The organism is Streptomyces sp. NBC_00057, from assembly GCF_045041165.1.
Classification (GTDB): Bacteria; Actinomycetota; Actinomycetes; order Streptomycetales; family Streptomycetaceae; genus Streptomyces.
Map to the genome: position 1 here is coordinate 7,362,240 of NZ_CP108256.1, position 20,433 is coordinate 7,382,672.

Annotated in this window: 21 protein-coding genes and 7 tRNA genes; 17 read left to right on the forward strand and 11 right to left on the reverse strand. The window is 70.2% G+C overall.

Annotated features, from left to right (window positions below; all coding sequences use genetic code 11):
* The first annotated feature begins 90 nt into the window (after positions 1-90).
* The 3 genes from OG953_RS34700 (at position 91) to OG953_RS34710 (ending at position 1,827) form a co-directional block, all read left to right on the forward strand.
* Positions 91-300 carry a hypothetical protein gene (locus tag OG953_RS34700; protein WP_327276234.1) on the forward strand — a complete coding sequence of 70 codons (210 nt, stop codon included), beginning with the start codon at positions 91-93 and terminating at the stop codon, positions 298-300.
* Positions 301-514: 214 nt separating this feature from the next.
* A complete protein-coding gene (locus OG953_RS34705; protein ID WP_405689194.1) occupies positions 515-1,486 on the forward strand; it encodes an aminoglycoside phosphotransferase family protein in 972 nt (323 codons plus the stop codon).
* 68 nt (positions 1,487-1,554) lie between these two features.
* On the forward strand, positions 1,555-1,827 hold the full coding sequence (locus OG953_RS34710) for a zf-TFIIB domain-containing protein (RefSeq protein WP_114243545.1): 273 nt from the start codon (positions 1,555-1,557) through the stop codon (positions 1,825-1,827).
* A 153-nt stretch (positions 1,828-1,980) separates the two neighbouring features.
* On the opposite strand, the gene OG953_RS34715 is transcribed toward OG953_RS34710, so the two are convergent.
* From OG953_RS34715 to OG953_RS34735, 5 genes are all read right to left on the reverse strand, one after another.
* Positions 1,981-2,055, reverse strand: a tRNA-Val gene (locus tag OG953_RS34715).
* A gap of 23 nt (positions 2,056-2,078) precedes the next feature.
* Positions 2,079-2,150, reverse strand: a tRNA-Val gene (locus tag OG953_RS34720).
* A gap of 19 nt (positions 2,151-2,169) precedes the next feature.
* A tRNA-Val gene (locus OG953_RS34725) sits at positions 2,170-2,241 on the reverse strand.
* Between the two features lies 1 nt (position 2,242).
* Positions 2,243-2,316, reverse strand: a tRNA-Cys gene (locus tag OG953_RS34730).
* 37 nt (positions 2,317-2,353) lie between these two features.
* Positions 2,354-2,426 (reverse strand) — tRNA-Gly (locus OG953_RS34735).
* 163 nt (positions 2,427-2,589) lie between these two features.
* Here OG953_RS34735 and OG953_RS34740 point away from each other — a divergent pair.
* The 3 genes from OG953_RS34740 to OG953_RS34750 all read left to right on the forward strand — a co-directional run bounded on the left by OG953_RS34740 (position 2,590) and on the right by OG953_RS34750 (position 5,346).
* Entirely contained in the window at positions 2,590-3,624 is a 1,035-nt protein-coding gene (locus tag OG953_RS34740) for a chorismate-binding protein (protein ID WP_405692235.1), read from the forward strand.
* On the forward strand, positions 3,624-4,445 hold the full coding sequence (locus OG953_RS34745; protein WP_405689195.1) for an aminotransferase class IV: 822 nt from the start codon (positions 3,624-3,626) through the stop codon (positions 4,443-4,445). Before OG953_RS34740 ends, OG953_RS34745 begins: the two co-directional genes overlap by 1 nt.
* 64 nt (positions 4,446-4,509) lie before the next feature.
* Complete coding sequence (locus OG953_RS34750) at positions 4,510-5,346, forward strand: GNAT family N-acetyltransferase (protein WP_405689196.1); 837 nt, start codon at positions 4,510-4,512, stop codon at positions 5,344-5,346.
* 13 nt (positions 5,347-5,359) lie between these two features.
* Here the strand turns inward: OG953_RS34750 and OG953_RS34755 are convergent, their stop codons facing one another.
* A complete protein-coding gene (locus OG953_RS34755; protein WP_405689197.1) occupies positions 5,360-5,875 on the reverse strand; it encodes a DsbA family protein in 516 nt (171 codons plus the stop codon).
* Between the two features lie 202 nt (positions 5,876-6,077).
* On the opposite strand from OG953_RS34755, the gene OG953_RS34760 reads away from it, so the two are divergent.
* The 3 genes from OG953_RS34760 to OG953_RS34770 all read left to right on the forward strand — a co-directional run bounded on the left by OG953_RS34760 (position 6,078) and on the right by OG953_RS34770 (position 8,308).
* Entirely contained in the window at positions 6,078-6,539 is a 462-nt protein-coding gene (locus OG953_RS34760; RefSeq protein WP_405689198.1) for a hypothetical protein, read from the forward strand.
* Between the two features lie 236 nt (positions 6,540-6,775).
* On the forward strand, positions 6,776-7,795 hold the full coding sequence (locus OG953_RS34765) for a LacI family DNA-binding transcriptional regulator (protein WP_405689199.1): 1,020 nt from the start codon (positions 6,776-6,778) through the stop codon (positions 7,793-7,795).
* A gap of 357 nt (positions 7,796-8,152) precedes the next feature.
* Positions 8,153-8,308 carry a hypothetical protein gene (locus OG953_RS34770; protein ID WP_327366311.1) on the forward strand — a complete coding sequence of 52 codons (156 nt, stop codon included), beginning with the start codon at positions 8,153-8,155 and terminating at the stop codon, positions 8,306-8,308.
* A 4-nt stretch (positions 8,309-8,312) separates the two neighbouring features.
* Here the strand turns inward: OG953_RS34770 and OG953_RS34775 are convergent, their stop codons facing one another.
* Both OG953_RS34775 and OG953_RS34780 read right to left on the reverse strand, forming a co-directional pair.
* Positions 8,313-8,900 carry a CGNR zinc finger domain-containing protein gene (locus OG953_RS34775; RefSeq protein ID WP_405689200.1) on the reverse strand — a complete coding sequence of 196 codons (588 nt, stop codon included), beginning with the start codon at positions 8,898-8,900 and terminating at the stop codon, positions 8,313-8,315.
* Between the two features lie 347 nt (positions 8,901-9,247).
* Positions 9,248-9,661 carry an SsgA family sporulation/cell division regulator gene (locus OG953_RS34780; RefSeq protein ID WP_003959770.1) on the reverse strand — a complete coding sequence of 138 codons (414 nt, stop codon included), beginning with the start codon at positions 9,659-9,661 and terminating at the stop codon, positions 9,248-9,250.
* 190 nt (positions 9,662-9,851) lie between these two features.
* Between OG953_RS34780 and OG953_RS34785 the strand changes: the two genes are divergently transcribed.
* A complete protein-coding gene (locus tag OG953_RS34785; RefSeq protein ID WP_405689201.1) occupies positions 9,852-10,343 on the forward strand; it encodes a TIGR02611 family protein in 492 nt (163 codons plus the stop codon).
* A 54-nt stretch (positions 10,344-10,397) separates the two neighbouring features.
* Positions 10,398-10,469: transfer RNA gene (locus OG953_RS34790), tRNA-Val, on the forward strand.
* A gap of 430 nt (positions 10,470-10,899) precedes the next feature.
* Here OG953_RS34790 and OG953_RS34795 read toward each other — a convergent pair.
* Entirely contained in the window at positions 10,900-13,464 is a 2,565-nt protein-coding gene (locus OG953_RS34795; protein ID WP_405689202.1) for an SCO7613 C-terminal domain-containing membrane protein, read from the reverse strand.
* An 83-nt stretch (positions 13,465-13,547) separates the two neighbouring features.
* Between OG953_RS34795 and OG953_RS34800 the strand changes: the two genes are divergently transcribed.
* Positions 13,548-13,994, forward strand: a complete 447-nt coding sequence (locus OG953_RS34800) for an SRPBCC family protein (protein WP_405689203.1) — start codon at positions 13,548-13,550, stop codon at positions 13,992-13,994.
* A gap of 39 nt (positions 13,995-14,033) precedes the next feature.
* Positions 14,034-14,105 (forward strand) — tRNA-Val (locus OG953_RS34805).
* Between the two features lie 79 nt (positions 14,106-14,184).
* Here the strand turns inward: OG953_RS34805 and OG953_RS34810 are convergent.
* Complete coding sequence (locus OG953_RS34810; protein ID WP_405689204.1) at positions 14,185-14,910, reverse strand: 3'-5' exonuclease; 726 nt, start codon at positions 14,908-14,910, stop codon at positions 14,185-14,187.
* A 192-nt stretch (positions 14,911-15,102) separates the two neighbouring features.
* Here OG953_RS34810 and OG953_RS34815 point away from each other — a divergent pair, with 192 nt between their 5' ends.
* The 3 genes from OG953_RS34815 (at position 15,103) to thrS (ending at position 19,070) form a co-directional block, all read left to right on the forward strand.
* The gene (locus OG953_RS34815) at positions 15,103-15,669 is read left to right on the forward strand and encodes a DUF4365 domain-containing protein (protein ID WP_393695446.1); all 567 of its coding nucleotides are present in this window, start codon (positions 15,103-15,105) and stop codon (positions 15,667-15,669) included.
* Positions 15,669-16,946: a hypothetical protein gene (locus OG953_RS34820; protein ID WP_405689205.1), complete on the forward strand. Its 1,278-nt coding sequence runs from the start codon at positions 15,669-15,671 to the stop codon at positions 16,944-16,946. Before OG953_RS34815 ends, OG953_RS34820 begins: the two co-directional genes overlap by 1 nt.
* 138 nt (positions 16,947-17,084) lie before the next feature.
* Positions 17,085-19,070, forward strand: a complete 1,986-nt coding sequence (thrS, locus tag OG953_RS34825) for a threonine--tRNA ligase (protein WP_405689206.1) — start codon at positions 17,085-17,087, stop codon at positions 19,068-19,070.
* 29 nt (positions 19,071-19,099) lie between these two features.
* Here the strand turns inward: thrS and OG953_RS34830 are convergent, their stop codons facing one another.
* Positions 19,100-19,777, reverse strand: a complete 678-nt coding sequence (locus OG953_RS34830; protein ID WP_405689207.1) for a potassium channel family protein — start codon at positions 19,775-19,777, stop codon at positions 19,100-19,102.
* A 66-nt stretch (positions 19,778-19,843) separates the two neighbouring features.
* Between OG953_RS34830 and OG953_RS34835 the strand changes: the two genes are divergently transcribed.
* The gene (locus OG953_RS34835) at positions 19,844-20,404 is read left to right on the forward strand and encodes an HIT family protein (protein WP_405689208.1); all 561 of its coding nucleotides are present in this window, start codon (positions 19,844-19,846) and stop codon (positions 20,402-20,404) included.
* Positions 20,405-20,433: the final 29 nt, after the last annotated feature.

A 20,433-nucleotide genomic window follows, 5' to 3' on the forward strand; every position in this document is an offset into this window, starting at 1 on the left:
CGTCCTTAATGTTGAAGTCAAGCGGCGGGCGCAGCACTCGTCCCCCGAGGTCACACGCCCGCCGCTCCAGATCCAGTCAGGAGAGGAACCATGGCGGACACGGCAGCGCGGACCATGATCCGCACGCGGGGACGCAGGGTGCATGCCTCGTTCGGCAGCCGCCCGTCGTCCGGTACGCGCCACCCGCTGGTGGCGACGGCGATGGTTCTTCCTCTGGCGGCCCTGCTCGTAGTCGTCTTCGGCGGCTGGGACGCAGTGGTCACGCAGGCGTCGTCCGTGGGCGTGATGCTGGGGCGCTGAGCGGCGCCCCGGGTCCGGAAGAGCGGTCCGGACCGGGACATCCGGCCAACAACCCCGTGGGGACGGGGGTGCGGCGGACGGCAGCGTTTGTCCGGTCAGCTGGGGAGCTGACCGGACATCGCGCTGTCCGGGGTCTTATCGTGACGCGCGTACGCTCATCGGCGGGCCCGGCGCGTATCGGGCCGCCCGCACCTGTCCGCCACCGGGGGAGACCGTGACCACCGCAGTCGTACGCGCGCTGGGCGCCCTCGCCCACCGGGCCGCCCACGCCCATCCCGAGGACATCTGTGCCTGCCCGCCACCAGCAGTGCTTGCCGACCGTGCGGATGGCACGGTGGTCCGCAGCGGGCCCGTCGTCGCCAAGGCACACGCCCCCGGCACGGACACCCCCGACCTGCTGACCCGGCTGACCCTCGCGAGCGACCCCCGCCTGGCCGGCATCCTCCTCGCACCCCTGCAGCCCCGGCCCCCCGTCCCCTCCACCACCATCCAGGGCCGCCCGGTCACCCTGTGGCCCCACGGCGAGCCCGTCGACCCCGGCGACCCCGACGCCGCCCCCTGGGAAGAGGCCGCCGTCCTGCTGGCCGGGCTGCACCTGACCCCGACCCCGCTCTCCCTCGCGCTCCCGCCCATGCGGGGCCCCGCCAAGGCCTCGCTCGCGGTTGCCCGGATGCGCGCCGCCCGGCCCGGCGACCCGGCCACCGCCCCCGTACGCGAAGCGTGGCACCGCCTGCCCGCCTGGGCCCGCGACGAAGCCGCCGCGCCCCCGCACCGCTCCCGGTTCCTGTGCCACGGCGATCTGCACCTCGGGCAACTCGTCCGCCACCCCGCCCCGCACGGCCCTTGGCTGCTCATCGATGTCGACGACGCCGGCCTCGGCGACCCCGCATGGGACCTCGCCCGCCCCGCAGCCTGGTACGCGGCCGGGCTGCTGCCGCCCGAGGTCTGGCTCCGTTTCCTGGACGCCTACCGGGCAGCCGGCGGACCTGCCGTGCGAGCCGAGGGCGACCCCTGGCCCGAACTGGACGTCCCGGCCCGGGCCCTGACCGTTCAGACCGCGGCGCTGGCATTCGCCAAGTCCGCGGCGGAGGGCCGAGCTCCGGATGAGGTGGAACAGACGATGATCGACGCCTGTGTCCGAATTGCCTCCCTCCCGCCCGAGTTGGCCGCCGAGCCCTCGTCGTAGGCTGGACCGACCGTCGGCGGGCATGTATTCCGGCGACGGCGACCCGACGGCGAGGAGTGAGCCGAACCATGCAGTGTCCCAAGTGCCACGCACAGATGCAGACGTACAACCGCAATGGAATACAGATCGAGCAGTGCAGCGGCTGCCGGGGGATCTTCCTCGACTACGGCGAGCTGGAGTCCCTGACCCGCATCGAGGCGCAGTGGACGCAGCAGGCCCCGCCCGCGCCGCCCGCCCCGCAGGCCTACCCGGCGGCCCCGGCGCCCGCCTGGGGCGCCCCGCAGCACCACGGCGGTCACTACCGGCACAAGAGCTTCGGCCGCATGCTCTTCTCGTCCTGAGCGGGCCGACACCGATGAGCGTCTGACCGCGGGCCCGGACGACTTCCGTCCGGGCCCGCGGTGCGTTCCGCCGTCCGGCCGCTCACCGATACCCACCGCTGCTGATCGCGGAAACGACAAAGCCCCGGTCGCCGAGACGACCGGGGCTTTTGCTGGTGCGCGATACTGGGATTGAACCAGTGACCTCTTCCGTGTCAGGGAAGCGCTCTCCCGCTGAGCTAATCGCGCAGGGTGAACCTGCGTGTACTGCGTGCGCGATACTGGGATTGAACCAGTGACCTCTTCCGTGTCAGGGAAGCGCTCTCCCGCTGAGCTAATCGCGCGGGGATCCTTGCGGATCAGTGGACGATACTGGGATTGAACCAGTGACCCCTTCCGTGTCAGGGAAGTGCTCTCCCGCTGAGCTAATCGTCCTTGGAGGTGGAGACGGGATTTGAACCCGTGTAGACGGCTTTGCAGGCCGTTGCCTCGCCTCTCGGCCACTCCACCAGGAGTGAGGGTTCGGGAAGATCCCCCACTTTCTGCGAGCGGACGACCAGGTTCGAACTGGCGACCTCAACCTTGGCAAGGTTGCGCTCTACCAACTGAGCTACGTCCGCTTGTCTTTCCCGGTCTGCTTGCGCGTCCCGGCGACGTGTTGAACTCTAGCGGATTCCCGGGCCAGTACAAAAACGCGTTTGTGCAGCGTGCTGAGGTGCGTTCGCCACGGCGCAGGTCATCGCACGCCGTCCTAGACTCAACGGCGTGCACGACCTCGTTCCAATGGCCCGCTTCGGCGGCCTCGTCGCGTCCGATCTGCAGGACGTGACCAGTGATCCCGCAGCCCTCGACTCGTCCGGCTTCTGGGCCGTATCCGCCGATTTCGAGGGACGCCTCGTCTGCGCGCGCTTCGCCGCCGTACGTACCGAGGCGGTGCCCGCCCCGGTACGTGGCGCCTGGCGTGGCCCCGCGGCCGGTGACTGGAACTCGTCCCTGGACCGTGCCGCGTACACCGCGGGTGTACGGCGGATCCGCGAGTACATCGCGGCGGGCGAGGTCTACCAGGCCAATCTCTGCCGGGTGATGACCGCGCCACTGCCCGACCGGGCCGCCGCGGACGTGGACGCGCTGACCGCGCTGCTGGCACGCGGCAACCCCGCCCCGTACGCAGGAACGATTCGGCTGCCCGCGCACGGCGTGGAGATCGCCACAGCCTCCCCCGAACTCTTTCTGCGGCGTGACGGTCGGATCGTCGAGTCGGGACCGATCAAGGGCACCGGACGGACCGAGGACGATCTGTTGGAGAAGGACCACGCCGAGAACGTGATGATCGTCGACCTGGTCCGCAACGACCTCGGCCGGGTCTGCGCCACCGGATCGGTCACGGTCCCCGACCTCTGCGTGGTGGAGAAGCACCCGGGCCTCGTCCACCTCGTCTCCACCGTGCGCGGAGAGCTCGCCGAGGGCGCCGGCTGGCCCGAACTCCTCAACGCGGCGTTTCCGCCCGGCTCCGTCACCGGGGCACCCAAGTCCAGCGCCCTCAGGATCATCGAGGAACTGGAGACCGCACCGCGCGGGCCTTACTGCGGCGGCATCGGCTGGGTCGATGCCGACCGCCGCACCGCCTCCCTGGCCGTCGGCATACGGACCTTCTGGATCGACCGGACCCGGACCGCACCGGTACTCCGCTTCGGCACCGGGGCCGGCATCACCTGGGGCTCCGACCCGGAGCGGGAATGGGACGAGACCGAACTCAAGGCCTCCCGGCTGCTCGCTGTAGCGTCGGGCGCTTACGAAGCGACTGGAAGGACCGCGTAATGAGGATTTGGGTCAACGGCGAACTACGGGACGCCGACGACGCCCGGGTGTCCGTGCTCGACCACGGACTCACCGTGGGGGACGGCATCTTCGAGACGGTCAAGACCGTCGACGGCAGGCCCTTCGCCCTCACCCGCCACCTCGACCGGCTGACCCGCTCCGCCCGCGGCCTCGGCCTCCCCGACCCCGACCTCGACGAGGTGCGCCGCGCCTGCACCGCCGTCATCGACGCCAACCCGATGGCGCTCGGCCGACTGCGCATCACTTACACCGGAGGACTCTCCCCGCTCGGCTCCGACCGCGGCAACGTCGGCCCCGGCCTCGTGGTCGCCCTGGGGGAGGCGGGGCGCCGCCCCGACACCACCGCCGTGATCACCGTTCCCTGGACGCGCAACGAACGCAGTGCGCTCGCCGGGCTCAAGACCACCTCGTACGCCGAGAACGTCGTCGCGCTCGCCCGCGCCCATGAGCACGGTGCGTCGGAGGCGCTCTTCGCCAACACGGTCGGACAGCTCTGCGAGGGCACCGGGTCCAATGTCTTCGTCGTCCTCGACGGGCAGGCGCACACCCCGCCGGTCGCCTCCGGCTGCCTCGCCGGGATCACCCGCGCACTGGCCGTGGAGTGGACTGGGGCCGAGGAGACCGACCTTCCGTTCGATGTCCTGGAACGGGCCGAGGAGATCTTCCTGACCTCCACGCTGCGTGATGTGCAGGCCGTCCACCGGGTGGACGGCCGGGAGCTGCCCGGCGGGCCCGGACCGGTGACCGCCAAGGCCATGCGGATCTTCGACGAGCGGGCCGGGAACGACCTCGACCCGTAGAACCCGTACCTCGAACCCGTAAAACAGGGTGACGGGCCGGGGCTCAGCGGATAAAACATCTCCGATGACCACGACCCTCCGGCCGACCGGGCCGATCCAGCAAGGCGCCGACGGCGCGAAGAGCCGTGCGTACGACGTGTGCGACAACGGGCGGCCCGTCGGCGCCGTCGAGATCGGCACGGATCCGGGGTTCGGTGCGTCGGCCGGTGTGCTGCGTTCCCTGAGCGTCGACGAGCCGAGCCGGCGGCGGGGCCGTGGCACCATTGCCGCGCTCGCCGCCGAAGAGGTGCTGCGCGGATGGGGATGCAACCAGGTGTTCCTCACAGCACCTGCGGGCAACGAGGGGGCCCAGCGGCTGGCAGCCGCACTCGGCTACACCGAACGCAGCCGGAACATGCTCAAGGACCTCGACCGGACGGCTCCGGCGCCCCCGGACGGTGTCGTCGCCCGGCCGATGAGCGCCGAGGAGTTCGCGCACTGGCAGCGCACCAGCGTCGACACGTATGCGCAGTCCTGGATCGACCAGGGCGTCCCGGTCGAGCAGGCCATGCAGAAGTCGCGGTCCGACCATGCCCGGAACCTGCCGAACGGCATGGACACCGCGGGCATGCATTTCCACGTCCTCGTTCACGAGAGCGCGGTCGTCGGCCATGTATGGGTGTCGGTGCGCGAAGACCGCCCGGGTGAAATAACCGGATTCGTCTTCGATGTCGAGGTGAGCGAGGAGAGCCGGGGCCGTGGGTACGGACGTGCCCTTATGCGGCAGGCCGAGCGCATCACCCTGGACGCGGGCGCCCACCACCTCGGGCTGCACGTCTTCGCCTCCAACACACCGGCCCTGCGGCTGTACGAGTCGCTCGGTTACCGAACGACTCAGTACAACCTGGCCAAGACGCTCTAGCGGCCGCCTCGGCTCAGCCCTGCTCGGCGAGCAGCCGGTCGGCGATCTTCTCGATCCGTTCGCGCAGCCCGTCCTGGCTCTTGCCGCCGTCCAGCCGCTCGTCGCCGATCACATACGTCGGCGTGCCGGTGATCCCGATTGCCTTGCCCTCGGCCTGGTCGGCGTCGACGATCAGCATGTGGCGTCCGTCGATCAGGGCGGTGTCCATCTCCTCGGCGTCCAGGCCGAGTTCCCGCGCCACCTCGATCAGCAGCGGCTCGCCGGTGTGGCCGAGGTCGTCGGTACGGGCGAGAACCGCCTCGATGTACGGCCAGTCCTTGCCCTGGGCCGCCGCCTCCTCGGCGGCCTGCGCGGCGGCGTAGGCGTGCTTGTGCTTCTCCAGCGGGAAGTGCCGCAGCCGCACCTCGAGGCGGTCTCCGTACTTGGCCCGCAGGGCGTGCACATCGGTGAGGGCCTGGTGACAGTCGGGGCACTGGAGCTCGCACCAGACGTCGAGGGCGACGGGCGCTGCGGGGGTGGAATCGCTCATGCGGCCAGTCTCCCAGGGCCCGCGCGAGCGTCCCAATCGGCAGCCGATCAGCTCCGGCTCCGTACGACCGGATCGCTTCCGATCGGCACCTGGGGAGGATCCCGGCCCTGAAATGTCCCTGATGCGGTCCCGGATCGTGGCCGCCCGGGCGGTGGCCGGTGCAGGATGGAAGGGACGTTTCCCCTTGCGCCTGGAGGCTCCGATGCTTGCCGAGACCATCTGTTCCGCGGCGTCCGCGGCGGGCCTGGGCATCGCCGCCGTCACCGCGTACCGGAAGCGCTTCCTCACCGCGGCCCGGATCGCCGCCTACTCCCTGGTGCCGATCGGCCTGGTGCTGACCGGAGTCGTGGACTGGGTCGCCGGAATCGCCTTCAAGCCGAGCGTCTGGATCGGCTTCGGGTTGCTCGCTGTGGCCTGGCTGCTGTTCATGACCACTCGTGCGATCGAGCGCCGCGGCGTCGGTACCCGTAAGGAACGCAAGGCCGCCGCCCGGGCGGCGCGGAGCGAGGCCATCGCTCCCGCGGCTTCGGCGCCCTCCCTGGGGTCCGGGCTCCCGGCGACGCAGACGCGGGCGCGTCCGAAGGCGAAGCCGAATCAGCAGTCCGCCTCGGCGGGTGAGGACTTCAGCGACATCGAGGCCATCCTGAAGAAACACGGAATCTGACCCGCACCCCGCCCTCTTCCGGGGTGTTGCATCCTCGGCGAGTGAACCGATTCATGACTCACCTTGACGGTGTACGGGGATGGAGCTAGCGTCCCGATCGGATTGAAACAATTCATTCCGCTGCGGGTGATCCCCGGGAAACCGGCCCGCGGCGACGGAGTGCCTCGTAACGGCGTCCGTACGATGGGGTGACGCCGGGGGCCGGTGCGGCCGAGGGCATCAGTGGGGCAGGGCGAGTGGCGCGTGTGGCAGGGATCAAGGATGTGGCCCGGCAGGCCGGAGTCTCCGTGGGCACCGTGTCCAACGTGATCAACCGGCCCGAGGCGGTGCTGCCGGAGACCCGTGCCAGGGTGCTGGCCGCCATCGAGGAGCTCGGGTACGTGCGCAGCGAATCGGCCCGCCAGCTCAGGGCGGGCCGCAGCCGGATCATGGCACTGCTCGTCCTCGACATGGGCAACCCGTTCTTCGTCGACGTGGCCCGTGGCGCCGAGCGCGCCGCCCGAGCGGCCGGCCTCGGGGTCATGGTCTGCAACAGCGGCCAGAGCCCGACGGAGGAGGCCGAGTACCTCGGGCTCTTCGCCGAGCAGCGGGTGTGCGGCGTCCTGGTCACCCCTGCCGATGCGACCGGCCGCAACCTGGAGGCGTTCAGCCGTCACCGGATTCCCTTCGTGCTGGTGGACCGGGTGGCGTCCGGCACGGGGACCTGCGCGGTCTCCGTCGACGACGTCCGCGGCGGCGCTCTCGCCGTCGGTCATCTGGTCTCGGCCGGGCACCGCTCGGTGGCGTACGTCAGCGGCCCCGGCGACCTGCATCAGATCAGGGACCGGCGCGAAGGCGCCCTGTCGGCCCTCGCCGAGGCCGGCCTGCCGCCCGAGGCACTCGTCGAGATCCCCTCCGACCGCCTGGACGTGGCGGCGGGCCGCGACGCCGGGGCCCGGCTGCTCGGTCTTGTGCCGCGGCCGACCTCGGTGTTCTGCGCCAACGACCTGCTTGCCCTCGGTGTGCTTCAGGCGCTGTACGCGGCGGGCGTGCGGGTGCCGCACGACATCGCCATCGTCGGCTACGACGACATCGAATTCGCCGCCGCCGCTGCCGTACCGCTCACCTCGGTCCGCCAACCCGCGGTCGTCATGGGCAGGATGGCCGCGGAGCTCCTGCTGGAGGAGGCGGACGACGAGGGCGGCACGCATGAGCACCGCAGCGTGGTGCTCCAGCCGGAACTCGTGGTGCGCGCCTCCAGCGCGACGCCGCGCTGAGGCCGCGGCCCCATCCCCCCGGCCTCTTTCGCGCCGTTCCTGGCCCAACTCGGCCACTGTCGAACGGAGTCCGGTGAGCTGGAGGACTTCGATGTCTTCTGGCGGCGCATCAGCGACCAGCCGGCCGCTTACTTGCCGGGCCTCGAATTCAGCGTGCGCAGCGCGGTGTTGAGCAACGTCGACGTCCGCGATGTGTTGCCTGCGATGGAAGTGCGCGTCGGCTGTTGTACCGAAAATGTGACGGCCGATCGGACGCCGGAGCGAATCGTGCCCGGCCCCCGAGGTGGGTGAACTCCCCGCACGAAGAAGGCGTGTTGATCGCCAACGGGGCCCGGACTGAGTCATGATCGTCCCGAGATGGTGGACACCTCCCGGGGCGATGCCCCCGCAAGCCCTGCCGAAGAGCCGCGCGGCTGCCTCTTCGCGCTTTCCCAGCCCCCTTTGATGATCTTCCTCGCGGTGATCGGCAGTCTGCTGCTGATGGCAGCGCTGCATGATCTCTTCATGCTGTGAGCGGTCAGCCGGCCGCTTCCTTGCGGCGTGCCCGGTACGCGGCCACATGCAGACGGTTACCGCAGGTCCGGCTGGAGCAGTAGCGGCGGGAGCGGTTGCGGGAGAGATCGACGAAGGCGTGCCGGCAGTCCGGCGCCTCGCAGCGCCGCAGCCGCTCCTGCTCGCCCGCCACCACGATGAAGGCCAGCGCCATGCCGCAGTCGGCCGCGAGGTGGTCGGCGATCGAGGCGTCCGGTGCGAAGTAATGGACATGCCAGTCGTAGCCGTCGTGATTGCTGAGCTGCGGTGTGGTGCCGGCGGCGGCGATGAGGGCGTTGACGAGCCGGGCGGCGATCTGGGCGTCGTCCGTCGCGAAGATCGCGGCGAAGCGCGTCCGTACGTCCTGTACGGCGCGCAGGTCCTTCTCGTGGAGCTCACCCACGCCGCTGATGCGATGGCGCTGCGCGAAGTCGTACAGCGCTGTGATGTCGGCGAGACCGTCGATCGGCTCGCCTTCCGGCTGTCCGCTTCCCGGGGGTTCGCTCTCCGGTGCGGTGTTCAGCAGATCGACCACCGTGTCGAGGGCGATCCGGGTGTCGTGGGGGATCAGCACGCTTTCGCTCCCTGGCCTCCGGCGGGCGGGTGCTCGCCGATGCCGGCTGACTCTACTGGCTCGGCGTCGGCGCACAGAGGCCCGAGAGGGTCCATGAGGGGCGTGGGGAGCGCTTACCGGCCACCTGTGGGTATCCGTGGCCGGAGGCCGCCTGTCCGGGCCGCGGGCGGGCGGCCCGGGGCCCCGGGCCGCCCGCCGGTGTGCGGGGCGGGCGCGGCTGCGGGGAACGCGCCGACGCCGTCACCACGGTGGATTCCGTGGCGACGGCGTCGGTGTCAGCCCTATGAGGTTTTCCGCGCGGCGCCGCCTCCCCGAGTCGGACGGCGCCGTGCAGCTCTCGGCCTGGCTCAGCTCTCGGCCAGGATGTGGGAGAGCTCCGTATCGAGGTCGAAGTGACGATGCTCGGTGCCCGGCGGAACCGCGGCGTCGGTCCTTTTCAGGAACGACTCCAGGGCCCTCGCCGGGGCCTCGAGCAGGGCTTCGCCCTCTGGGGAGCTCAGCGCGATGCAGACGACGCCCTGGCCGTGACTACGGGATGGCCAGACGCGGACGTCTCCGGTGCCGGTGGGCCGATGAAGCCCCTCGGCAAGGAGGTCGCGGGCGAAAACCCACTCGACCGTTTCCTCCGCTCCGGTGTGGAAGGTGGCGTGCACGGCATAAGGATCGGCCGTGTCATACCGCAGGCCCGCAGGTACAGGCAGTGAGGACTCGCTCGACACAACGAGGCGCAGGTGCAGCTCGCAGCTGACCGTGGTGTTCATAAGCGCCAGGGCCTTTCGCTCAGTGTGCGCTCGGGGATTCGCACGTCGGCGAAATCGACATGCCACCTACGGTGGCGTTGTAAACCCCTCTGGCCTTTTTGTGTTCCTTCAGGTAGCTCGTACGGCGGTGTGTAACTTTGGGTTAAGCGGCCATTCCGGTGATGAAGACCTTTCCGGTAGGTTGGGTCCCATGAATGCGGAGAGTGACGAGCGGGGCGGGGGCGCCGTACCGGCGAATCCGGTGTCCGCCACGGGGGATGTGACAGAAGGTGTGGCAGGAGATGTCACGGAGGATGTGACGAAGGAGGGCCGGGAGCTCGGCTCCAGGGCGCCCGGGTTCATCAAAGCGTCCAGGGCGCTGCATCTGAGCTGGCAGGTCGGCGTCTTCATGGTCGGCCTCGCGGTGGTCGTGGCGGGCATCATCATGCTGCCGCTGCCCGGCCCCGGCTGGGTGGTGATCTTCGGCGGCATGGCGATCTGGGCGACCGAGTTCGTCTGGGCGCAGCTGGTGCTGCGCTGGACTCGGCGGAAGGTCACTGAGGCCGCTCAGCGGGCGCTCGACCCCAAGGTCCGGCGTCGCAACATCATCCTCACCGTGATCGGTCTGGTGATCATCGCGGTGCTGGTGGGGATCTACGTCTGGAAGTTCGGCGTCACCATGCCGTGGAAGATCCACGAGTGACCCGGGGATGGTCATGGGGTGCCGCTGACATGGGGTAATGTTTGGCCTGCGCCCGGGCGATTAGCTCAGTGGGAGAGCACTTCGTTCACACCGAAGGGGTCACTGGTTCGAACCCAGTATCGCCCACCCCGGACAGAGGGCCCGTGAGACCGCAGAGTCTCACGGGCCCTCTGTATTTCCGCGTTCACTCGTTGCGACGTCTCCGTGAACGATTCAATCGATCGTGGCAGCGGGTGACGCCGTGATTCGCTCTTCGGGAAGAGGCATCCGGATATCGGGGTCGGGGCGGGCTGCCAGGGCCGCCATCCAGGACTACGAGAATTTCTGGAAAGAGTTCAACACCCGAGCCCCCGTGGGCAAATGCATCTTCCGATGCCTTCCGGAAGTCCGTCGAATTTCTGCGCAGGTACGGCGGGAAACGCGTACTGCGCGACTCCGAGGGGCAGTTCGGCTGCGACAACTTCCTTGTCCGGTACGCCTTTGACGGCGACGTGATGACCACAGGCCGGCCCGAGGCCCATGAGGGCGACCCGGGCCGGCCATGTGGCCACACCGGTCAGCGCATCCGGCCCAGAGCGTCCTTCAGCCGCCGGGCGTCGCGCAGCCGCTGCTCGTACGTCGCCCCGACCACCAGCAGCAGCACCCCGGCCAGTGCGGGCGGCAGCCAGCGCGGCAGGGCGCCGACGACCTGGACCACGTACGGCGCGAGTTCGTGCAGGGCGTCCAGAGCCAGCACCGCACCACCGAGCAGCAGCAGCGCCTGCAGCCGCAGCCGCGCGCCCGACAGGGTGATCACCAGTGCCGCCACACCGAGCAGCAGCGGCCGCACCCAGTGCGGATCGGCCCATGCCGTGAAGAGGCTCGGCACCAGCGTCGCCGCGAGGCCCGCACCGTACGCCGTCCACGACGACGCCTCCGGATCACGGCGCCGGCGCAGCGCACCGACTGCCAGAGCGGGCATCGTCACCGGCAAGGTGTACGCCTCCGGGGCCGACACCCCCGACGCCGACAGCCGCAGCCAGGCTGCCAGGACGAACAGCGACATCGCCAGATACCCGGCCACCGGCCGCCGTTCGGCCCGTACGGCCGTACCCGCCGCCAGTACCCCGCACAGCGCCAGCACCAACGCCAGGAACGGCCGGTCCGTCACTGCCATGCCCACCGCCACCACGCCCGCCACGGCCCCGGTCAGCTCGACGGGCAGAGCCGACGGGAGACCCCGCAGCCGAGCTCCGAGCAACACCGTCACCGCAGGGACGGCCAGCATGACCGGCGCCGCCTGATGCGCGGCAAGCCCCAGCGACGCCCCGACCGCACGGGCGAGCACCATCCCGCACACCACTGCACCGCACGCCGGTACCGCCTGCACGATCTGCAACGCCCTTACGGACCGCGCCGCTTGAACGGACGGCGTCGGCGGCAATGTCCGCGCCGCCGACGCCGCAGCGCCGCCGAGCATCACCGCGGCCCCGCCGAACACCACCAGCAGCACCGCGAACACCGCGTACGTGGCGGCCTCCGCCGCGAGCGACAGCATTCCCGCACTCACCGCGCCGGCCAGACCGCACGCCAGCGCAGTCAGCCCCACACCATCCATGCGGCGCAGACCTCGTACCGCCACCGCGAACACCCCGGCGACCAGAGCCAATTGCACCGACACGGCGGCCGCGTACGACATCCCCAGCATTGCGGGCAGCACGGTGATCCCAGCCCAGCCGAGCGCCACCGCACCCGCCCCCACCGCACCCCGCCCCGCCGCACCCGGCGACAGCACCGGCCCGGCCACCCGCACCAGCCACTCCCGCGACCGGTACACCGCCCCCAGCAGACCGGCCACCACCAGCAGCACCACCGGTGCCGCAGCCATCTGGGACCACGCCGGACTCTCCACGCCCAGCGCGCCCCGGACGCCACCGTCCGGCGTCCCCGACCAGACCCGGGTCACCTGCGACACCGCACCCATCAGCGACAGGCCGACCGGCGGCGCCGCGGTCAGTACCGCTCCGACGGTCACCGTCGACGAAGCCCACACCAGCCCCTGCCCGACCGGGCGCGGCAGCGGAGCGCGCACCGCCACCAACAGCACCACACCGCACAGCAGATACACGGGCACCGACCAGCCCCAGGCCACCCCGGCACGCAGCACACCACCCACGGCGGCCACCCCGCACAACCCGGCCACCACACCACCGGCCACCGCAAGCCCCGCCGGTGCACGCCACGCCCCGGACACCGCGATCAGCGCACCCACGAGCAACAGCACACCCGGCGCCAGCGCGGCCGACGCCGCATCGGCGGACACGGACTGCGCCAGGGCCACCAGCAGCCCCAGCAGACCCGTCGCCCAGCAGCAGACGCAGGCCGTCACCCGTACGGCAACACCCTTGCCCCACGCCGCGATCGCGCAGTCCAACGCCGCCGTCACCAGCAACGCCCAACCGAACACCGTGGCTCCCGCACCCGCCGCCCACGCCCACAGCAGCAGCGGCAGCTGCGCACTCACCACCGCCAGGGGCAGCGGCAGCCGCAGCCGGTCGAGCAGCAGCCCGTACGCGCCCCAGAGCACGGCCAGCACCGCCGCGGCGACCGCGGCGAAACCTCGTCCGTCGGCCTCCGGCACCACCACCCGGTGCAGCGCATACGTGTCCAGCACCATCAGCGCCGAAGCCAGGGCGGCGAGCGACTCGGCTGTCGCGGGCAGCCCACGACGCAGCAGCACGGCAGGAGCGGAAAGCGCCGCGACCGTCACCACCCCGAGCACGGCCGAGCGGCCACCGATGCCCATGTGGCCCCAGCTGACCAGAGTGAACGCGATCGCCGCGATCGTCAGCAGCAGACCGCCCAGGGTGAGCAGCACATTCTGCGCACCGCGCGGTCCGACAGGCGCGGCAGGAGGCCCGAACGGAGCCGCGAACGGCGCCGACGGCCGGACCGGCGACGGCGGCCCGAACGGAGCGGCGAACGACGGTGTGGGCGGGGCGGCAGGGCGCGCGACGGGCGGCGTCAGCACACTCAGCAGCCAGGCACGACGAACCAGCAACTGGGACCGGCGGGCATCCAGCCGGGCCAGCTCGCGATCGAGGAGCGCCAATTCCTCGGCGGGCGGCGGCACATGTTCCATGAACGGGAGTGTGGCGCGAGCCACGGTTTCGGACATGCGCTCGGATACTCAGTTCTCCGGCCGAGTACGCGCAGACTGGGTCCATGGACTGGAGTCACTACCGATTTGTGAGTATCTGGGATCTTCCCGGCCCACCCGATGCCGTGTACGAGATCCTCGGACGCGCCGATGACTACCCGCGATGGTGGCCGCAGATCCGTGAGGTCACCTCGGTCGACGGCACCGCCGGAACCACCCGCATCCGCTCCCTCCTCCCGTACGACCTCGTCATGACCGTCCGCGAACGCCGCCGCGACCCCCGGGCCAGGGTCCTCGAAGCGACCCTCAGCGGCGACCTCGACGGCTGGGCCCGGTGGACGGTCACCGCACATGGCACCGGGAGCCGTGCCACCTACGAGCAGGAGGTCGAGGTGCACAGACGGCTGATGCGGCTCCTCGCGGTGCCCGGACGCGCCGTGTTCCGGGCCAACCACGCCCTGATGATGCGTGCCGGACGGCGGGGCCTCACGGCCCGGCTGGAAGGAGTTTGAACCAGACCCTCCGAGCCCTGTATGGTTCAACCCGTTCCCGGGCGATTAGCTCAGTGGGAGAGCACTTCGTTCACACCGAAGGGGTCACTGGTTCGAACCCAGTATCGCCCACCCGGAAGAGGCCGGTCCGTCAGCAGAATCGACGGACCGGCTTCTGCATGTCCGGGAAGAGGCTCCGGGCCGTGACCGATCACGCCGCAGCAGGAAGGTCCGGGCGCAGCGGCCACGCAGGATCCACCGCCTCCGCCGTGCCGTTCTTCGCGAACCACGCCTGCAGGCCGCGCGCCTGTGCCGCATGCCACACGGCTTGCAAGGTGTGCAGCTCCGCCGGCGTCAGTCGCTCCAGACGGGACGAGAACCGCCGCCCCACCGCCCGTACCAGCTCCAGCGAGGCGGTCGCATCGGCCGCCGCGTCATGTGCACCGTCCAGCACCACCCCGTACAGCTCGCAGAGATCGGTGAGGGTCCGCCGGCCCTTGCGGTAACGGTCCAGATGCTTGTCGAGTACGCGCGGATCCAGCACACACAGCGGTGCGTTCTGCAGGTAACCGGCGAGCGACGACGCGCGATGACGCTTCAGCTCCCGGTCCAGCAGCGTCAGATCGAACGGCGCGTTCATCACGACGAGCGGACGGCCGGCCGCACACTGATCGGCCAGCGCCCGGGCCATCTCCTCCACCACGGGCGCCGGCCAGCGGCCGTTGCGCTGAAGATGATCGTCGGTCAGACCATGGATCTCGGTCGCCCCGGCGGGCACCGGCACCCCTGGATTCACCAGCCAGCGAGTGACACGCACCCGCCCGCCTGTCGTGTCCTGGACGACCAGGGCGGCCGAAACAATCCGGTCCTCCTCGACGTCCACTCCCGTTGTCTCGGTGTCAAAAGCGGCCAGCGGCCCCTCGTACCAGTGAGTCATCCCCGAACTCCTCGTGCCCGAACGGCAGATGGCGTGATTCCCCTGCCCGGTTCGGTGATACCCGCACCCTTTGCCTGATACGCCGTTTGCGGGCCGCCCTGTGCGGTGACAACACAGGTGACGGGAACGGAAGTTGTCCGTCACCCCTGCAACGAAGAACCGATCGGCACAGCCCGGAAGGCACACGCAGCCATGGCGCTCGCGCAGCCCGAACCGAGCGGGCTGCTGCCCCAGCGGATCGCACCGCTGCGCGGCACACTCGCCACCACCGCCTGCATGGAGACCCTCCAGGTGGGCTACTTGCACGCCGTCGCGGCCGCGGCGGGGTGCTCCCTGTCACAGCCCTTTCCCGACAACGGCATCGACTGGCACGTCAGCCACGGCGCCCCCGGTCACACCGTGGACGACGAAGTGACCATAAAGGTGCAGCTCAAATGCACCTACCAGATCCCGCCGCACCCGCCCGGACCGACGTTCTCCTTCACGCTCGACAACGCACACCTCGTGAAGCTCGCCCGGACCCCCGTGTCTGTGCACAAGATCCTGGTCGTGATGATCGTGCCGCGCAGCCAGGACGACTGGCTGCGCGCCGGACACGACCGGCTCGACCTGCGGCACTGCTGCTACTGGATCAACCTGGCCGGCCACGCGGTGACAGGCCGGCACAGGACCACTGTGCGGATCCCGACCTCGCGCATATTCGACGACCGGGCGCTCTGCGAGATCATGACCCGCGTAGGGGCGGGAGGGAGACCCTGATGCACCGGCCGATGGACGAGTCCGTCAACGAAGCGATCCCGTCAGCGACACGCCCGCACCCCAGTGAATCCGCGGTGCCGTGGCCCGTCGCTCCCGAGCCGCTCGTCGGGAACATCCCCGACCCCGCCCGTGTCGACCCCGCGGTCCTCGGCGCCCTGCTCGACCGGCACGGCTGGCACCGCCGCGGCGGGGCGGCGGGACGCTACAGCCGTTGGACCCCGCCGGGACCACCGGCCCCGCCCGGCGGCGGTACGAGTCTCCTCGTCCCCGACACCACCGCTTTCCCCGACAGCGAGGACCTCCTCGGCGAGGCGCTGACCGCGCTCGCCCGCAGCGCCGCCCCCTCCGCCCGCGAAGTCCTGGTCTCCCTCGCTGTACCCAGCGACGAGATCCGCTGGTGGCGCGAGGTCCCCGAACCGGTCGCGGGAGTGGCCGGGGCCGCCAGCTGGACGGGGGCGGAGCAGCTGCACACCGCCGCCCGGCAGATCCTGCTCGCCGGGGCGCTCGCCGTACGGGGGCGCACCGGCTACCACGGCGCACGCCACCGCCGCAGGGCCCTGGCAGCCCTCGAGAGCATCCTCGTCGGGCCCGCGCCCGGAGGCCGCGATCTCACCGCCTTCGTCCCCGTCGAACCGGGCCGTGCCGTCGCCGTACGGCTCTACCACGCCCTGCACGCCACTCGCGAGGCAGTGGACTACCAGCGGGCCACCGGTGGCTTCGAAGCCTTCGACACCGCTGTCGAGGCAGGTGTCAGCCGGGAACTCACCGAAGCCGTCATCGCACTGGTCCGGGGCTCGGAAGGGGCCGGGATCGCCCTGGAATGGGCGCCCGCCGCCGGGATCCCCGAGGGCTGCCCGGTCCGCCCCGAGCCGGTTGAATTCTCCCCGGGCGACCTGCCCTCCCTGCGCCGGGCGGGCGCCCGCTACCTCCAGGACGAACCCGTCGTGACGGTACGGATCACCGGCGCCGTCGTCCGGCTGCGCCGCTCGGGACCGTGCGGCGCCGGGATCGTACGGCTGCGGGTGCTGGCCGGCGCCGATGTGCCGCACGTACGGCTGGAGCTGGACGAGGAGGCGTACCGGATCGCCGGCCACGCCCACCTGGTGGGGCTGCCGATCCGGGTGGAGGGCAGGCTGGAGAGCCGCGGCGGCTTCCGGCGGCTGACCCGGACCTCACAGGTTGTGCCCGTGCAGGTGGACGAGGCGGAACGGGACCGGCTGATGAAGTCGCTCCAGGAGAACGTCGACTATTTCGAGGAGGCGTGCACCGGCGAATGAGGGGCGCAGGGGGCGGGCCGCGGGCAAGGGGCGGCCCTTCGCGCTCAACCGTTTCGCAGAGGGGGCCCACGGCTCGGTACGATTCGTATCGCACGCGCACCACGAATGCGTGCGTACCCCCTGAGTCAGGAGAGACCGGTGTCAGACGTCCGTGTGATCATCCAACGCGATTCCGAGCGGGAAGAGCGCGTGGTGACGACGGGCACTACGGCAGCCGAGCTTTTCCCCGGCGAGCGCACCGTTGTCGCCGCCCGGGTCGCCGGTGAGCTGAAGGACCTCGCGTATGTCGTCGCCGACGGCGAGGTCGTCGAGCCCGTCGAGATCTCCTCCGAGGACGGCCTCAACATCCTCCGGCACTCCACCGCGCACGTCATGGCGCAGGCCGTGCAGGAGCTCTTCCCCGAGGCCAAGCTGGGCATCGGTCCGCCGGTCAAGGACGGTTTCTACTACGACTTCGATGTCGAGAAGCCGTTCACTCCCGAGGACCTCAAGGCCATCGAGAAGAAGATGCAGGAGATCCAGAAGCGGGGGCAGAAGTTCTCCCGCCGGGTCGTGACGGACGAGGCAGCCCGCGAGGAGCTGGCCGGCGAGCCGTACAAGCTGGAGCTCATCGGCATCAAGGGCTCCGACTCCGTCGAGAACGCCGGCGACGGCGCGGATGTCGAGGTGGGCGGCGGCGAGCTGACCATCTACGACAACCTCGACCCGAAGACCGGCAACCTGTGCTGGAAGGACCTCTGCCGTGGTCCGCACCTGCCCACCACCCGGAACATCCCGGCGTTCAAGCTGATGCGGAACGCCGCGGCGTACTGGCGGGGCAGCGAGAAGAACCCCATGCTGCAGCGCATCTACGGCACCGCCTGGCCCACCAAGGACGAGCTCAAGGCGCACCTGGAGTTCCTGGAGGAGGCCGCCAAGCGCGACCACCGCAAGCTCGGCAACGAGCTGGACCTCTTCTCCTTCCCCGACGAGATCGGCCCCGGCCTCGCCGTCTTCCACCCCAAGGGCGGCATCATCCGCCGGGCCATGGAGGACTACTCGCGCAAGCGGCACGAGGAGGAGGGCTACGAGTTCGTCTACTCGCCGCACGCCACCAAGGGCAAGCTCTTCGAGAAGTCCGGTCACCTGGACTGGTACGCCGAAGGCATGTACCCGCCCATGCAGCTCGACGACGGGGTGGACTACTACCTCAAGCCGATGAACTGCCCGATGCACAACCTGATCTTCGATGCGCGTGGGCGTTCCTACCGTGAACTGCCGCTGCGCCTCTTCGAGTTCGGCACGGTGTACCGGTACGAGAAGTCCGGCGTCGTGCACGGCCTGACCCGCTCGCGCGGCTTCACGCAGGACGACGCGCACATCTACTGCACCAAGGAGCAGATGGCGGAGGAGCTCGACCGGACGCTCACCTTCGTCCTGAACCTGCTCCGCGACTACGGTCTGACCGACTTCTACCTGGAGCTCTCCACCAAGGACCCGGAGAAGTTCGTCGGCTCGGACGAGGTCTGGGAAGAGGCCACCGAGACGCTGCGACAGGTCGCCGAGAAGCAGGGGCTGCCCCTGGTCCCGGACCCGGGCGGCGCCGCGTTCTACGGCCCGAAGATCTCGGTGCAGTGCAAGGACGCCATCGGCCGCACCTGGCAGATGTCGACCGTGCAGCTCGACTTCAACCTGCCGGAGCGCTTCGACCTGGAGTACACCGGCCCCGACGGCACCAAGCAGCGCCCGGTCATGATCCACCGTGCCCTGTTCGGTTCCATCGAGCGCTTCTTCGCGGTGCTCCTCGAGCACTACGCGGGTGCGTTCCCGGTGTGGCTGGCTCCCGTCCAGGCGGTCGGCATCCCGATCGGTGACGCGCACATCCCGTACCTCCAGGAGTTCGCGGCCAAGGCCCGGAAGAAGGGCCTGCGGGTCGAGGTGGATGCCTCGTCCGACCGGATGCAGAAGAAGATCCGGAACCAGCAGAAGGCCAAGGTGCCCTTCATGATCATCGCGGGCGATGAGGACATGGCCAACGGCGCCGTCTCCTTCCGCTACCGCGACGGATCGCAGGAGAACGGTATCCCCGTCGAGGACGCCATCGCCAAGATCCAGAAGGCCGTCGAGGACCGCGTCCAGGTCTGACAGGTACGGAGTGAGAGGCCCCCGGAGAGCTACGTGCCCTCCGGGGGCCTCTTCTCGTCCTCCCGTGTGAACACCTGCAACAGCCACGACGAGAACGAACCCGTCACCGCCCCCAGCAGCGCCAGCCCGCAGGCCATCAGGCCCGACGCCACGACCCGGCCTCCTGCCGTGACCGGCACCGTATCCCCGTACCCCACCGTCGTGAGCGTCTCGCACGCCCACCACACCGCGTCGCCGAAGGTACGGATCGAAGCCCCCTTCGCCGTGTGTTCCTGGTGGTAGACGGCGAGCGCGGCGGAGAAGCCGAGCAGCAGGGCGGTCGCACCGGCATACGTGATCACGCGGGCGTGCAGGCTCAGCCGTGGCTGCTCCCTGCGCTGCTGGACCGCGGCGTAGACCCGGATCAGGCTCAGTGGCCGCAGCAGGGGAAGCAGCAGGACGACGGCGTCCAGCCAGTGCACGCGGATGAAGCGGTGACCGAGGCCGCTGAGACGGAGCCGTACGACGTAGTCCACGGCGAAGACCAGCCAGGTGGCGCCGACCAGGGCGAGGGCGAGGCTGCGCCAGGGCTCGGCGTCGTGGGGGGCGAGGACGCGGACCGCGTAACCGAGCAGGAAGAGCAGCGAGGCGCCGAAGAGCGGCACTTCTGTGCGCTGCTCCCAGCGCCTGAAACGAAGAGGGGTGGAGTCCGCGGGCTGGTCGGTCATCGCCTCAGCATCGCCGTGCGCCGACCGGTGCGGCCCCGGCGACACGCTGCCCAGGAGCGAAGCAATATGCTGATCGGCATGACGAGTGAGCCGGAGCAGCAGATCGGAGTGGGGACGCCCGACGCGTTCCAGCGCCTGTGGACGCCCCACCGGATGGCGTATATCCAGGGCGAGAACAAGCCGTCCGGTCCGGAGGCCGGCGATGGCTGTCCGTTCTGTGCGATCCCGGCGAAATCGGACGAGGACGGACTCGTCGTCGCGCGCGGCGAGAAGGTGTACGCCGTGCTGAATCTGTATCCGTACAACGGCGGGCATCTGATGGTGGTGCCGTACCGGCATGTCGCCGACTACACGGAGCTGGACGGTCCGGAGACCATGGAGCTGGCCGATTTCACCAAGCGGGCGATGGCGGCTCTGCGGGCGGCGTCGGGGGCCCACGGGTTCAATATCGGTATGAACCAGGGCTCGGTGGCGGGGGCCGGTATCGCGGCCCATCTGCATCAGCATCTGGTGCCGCGCTGGGGTGGTGACACCAACTTCATGCCGGTGGTCGGGCATACGAAGGTGCTGCCGCAATTGCTCGCCGATACGCGCAAGATGCTTGCCGACGCCTGGCCGGCGGCCTGATCCGAGCTGTTGCCTCTGGGCGGGCGCCC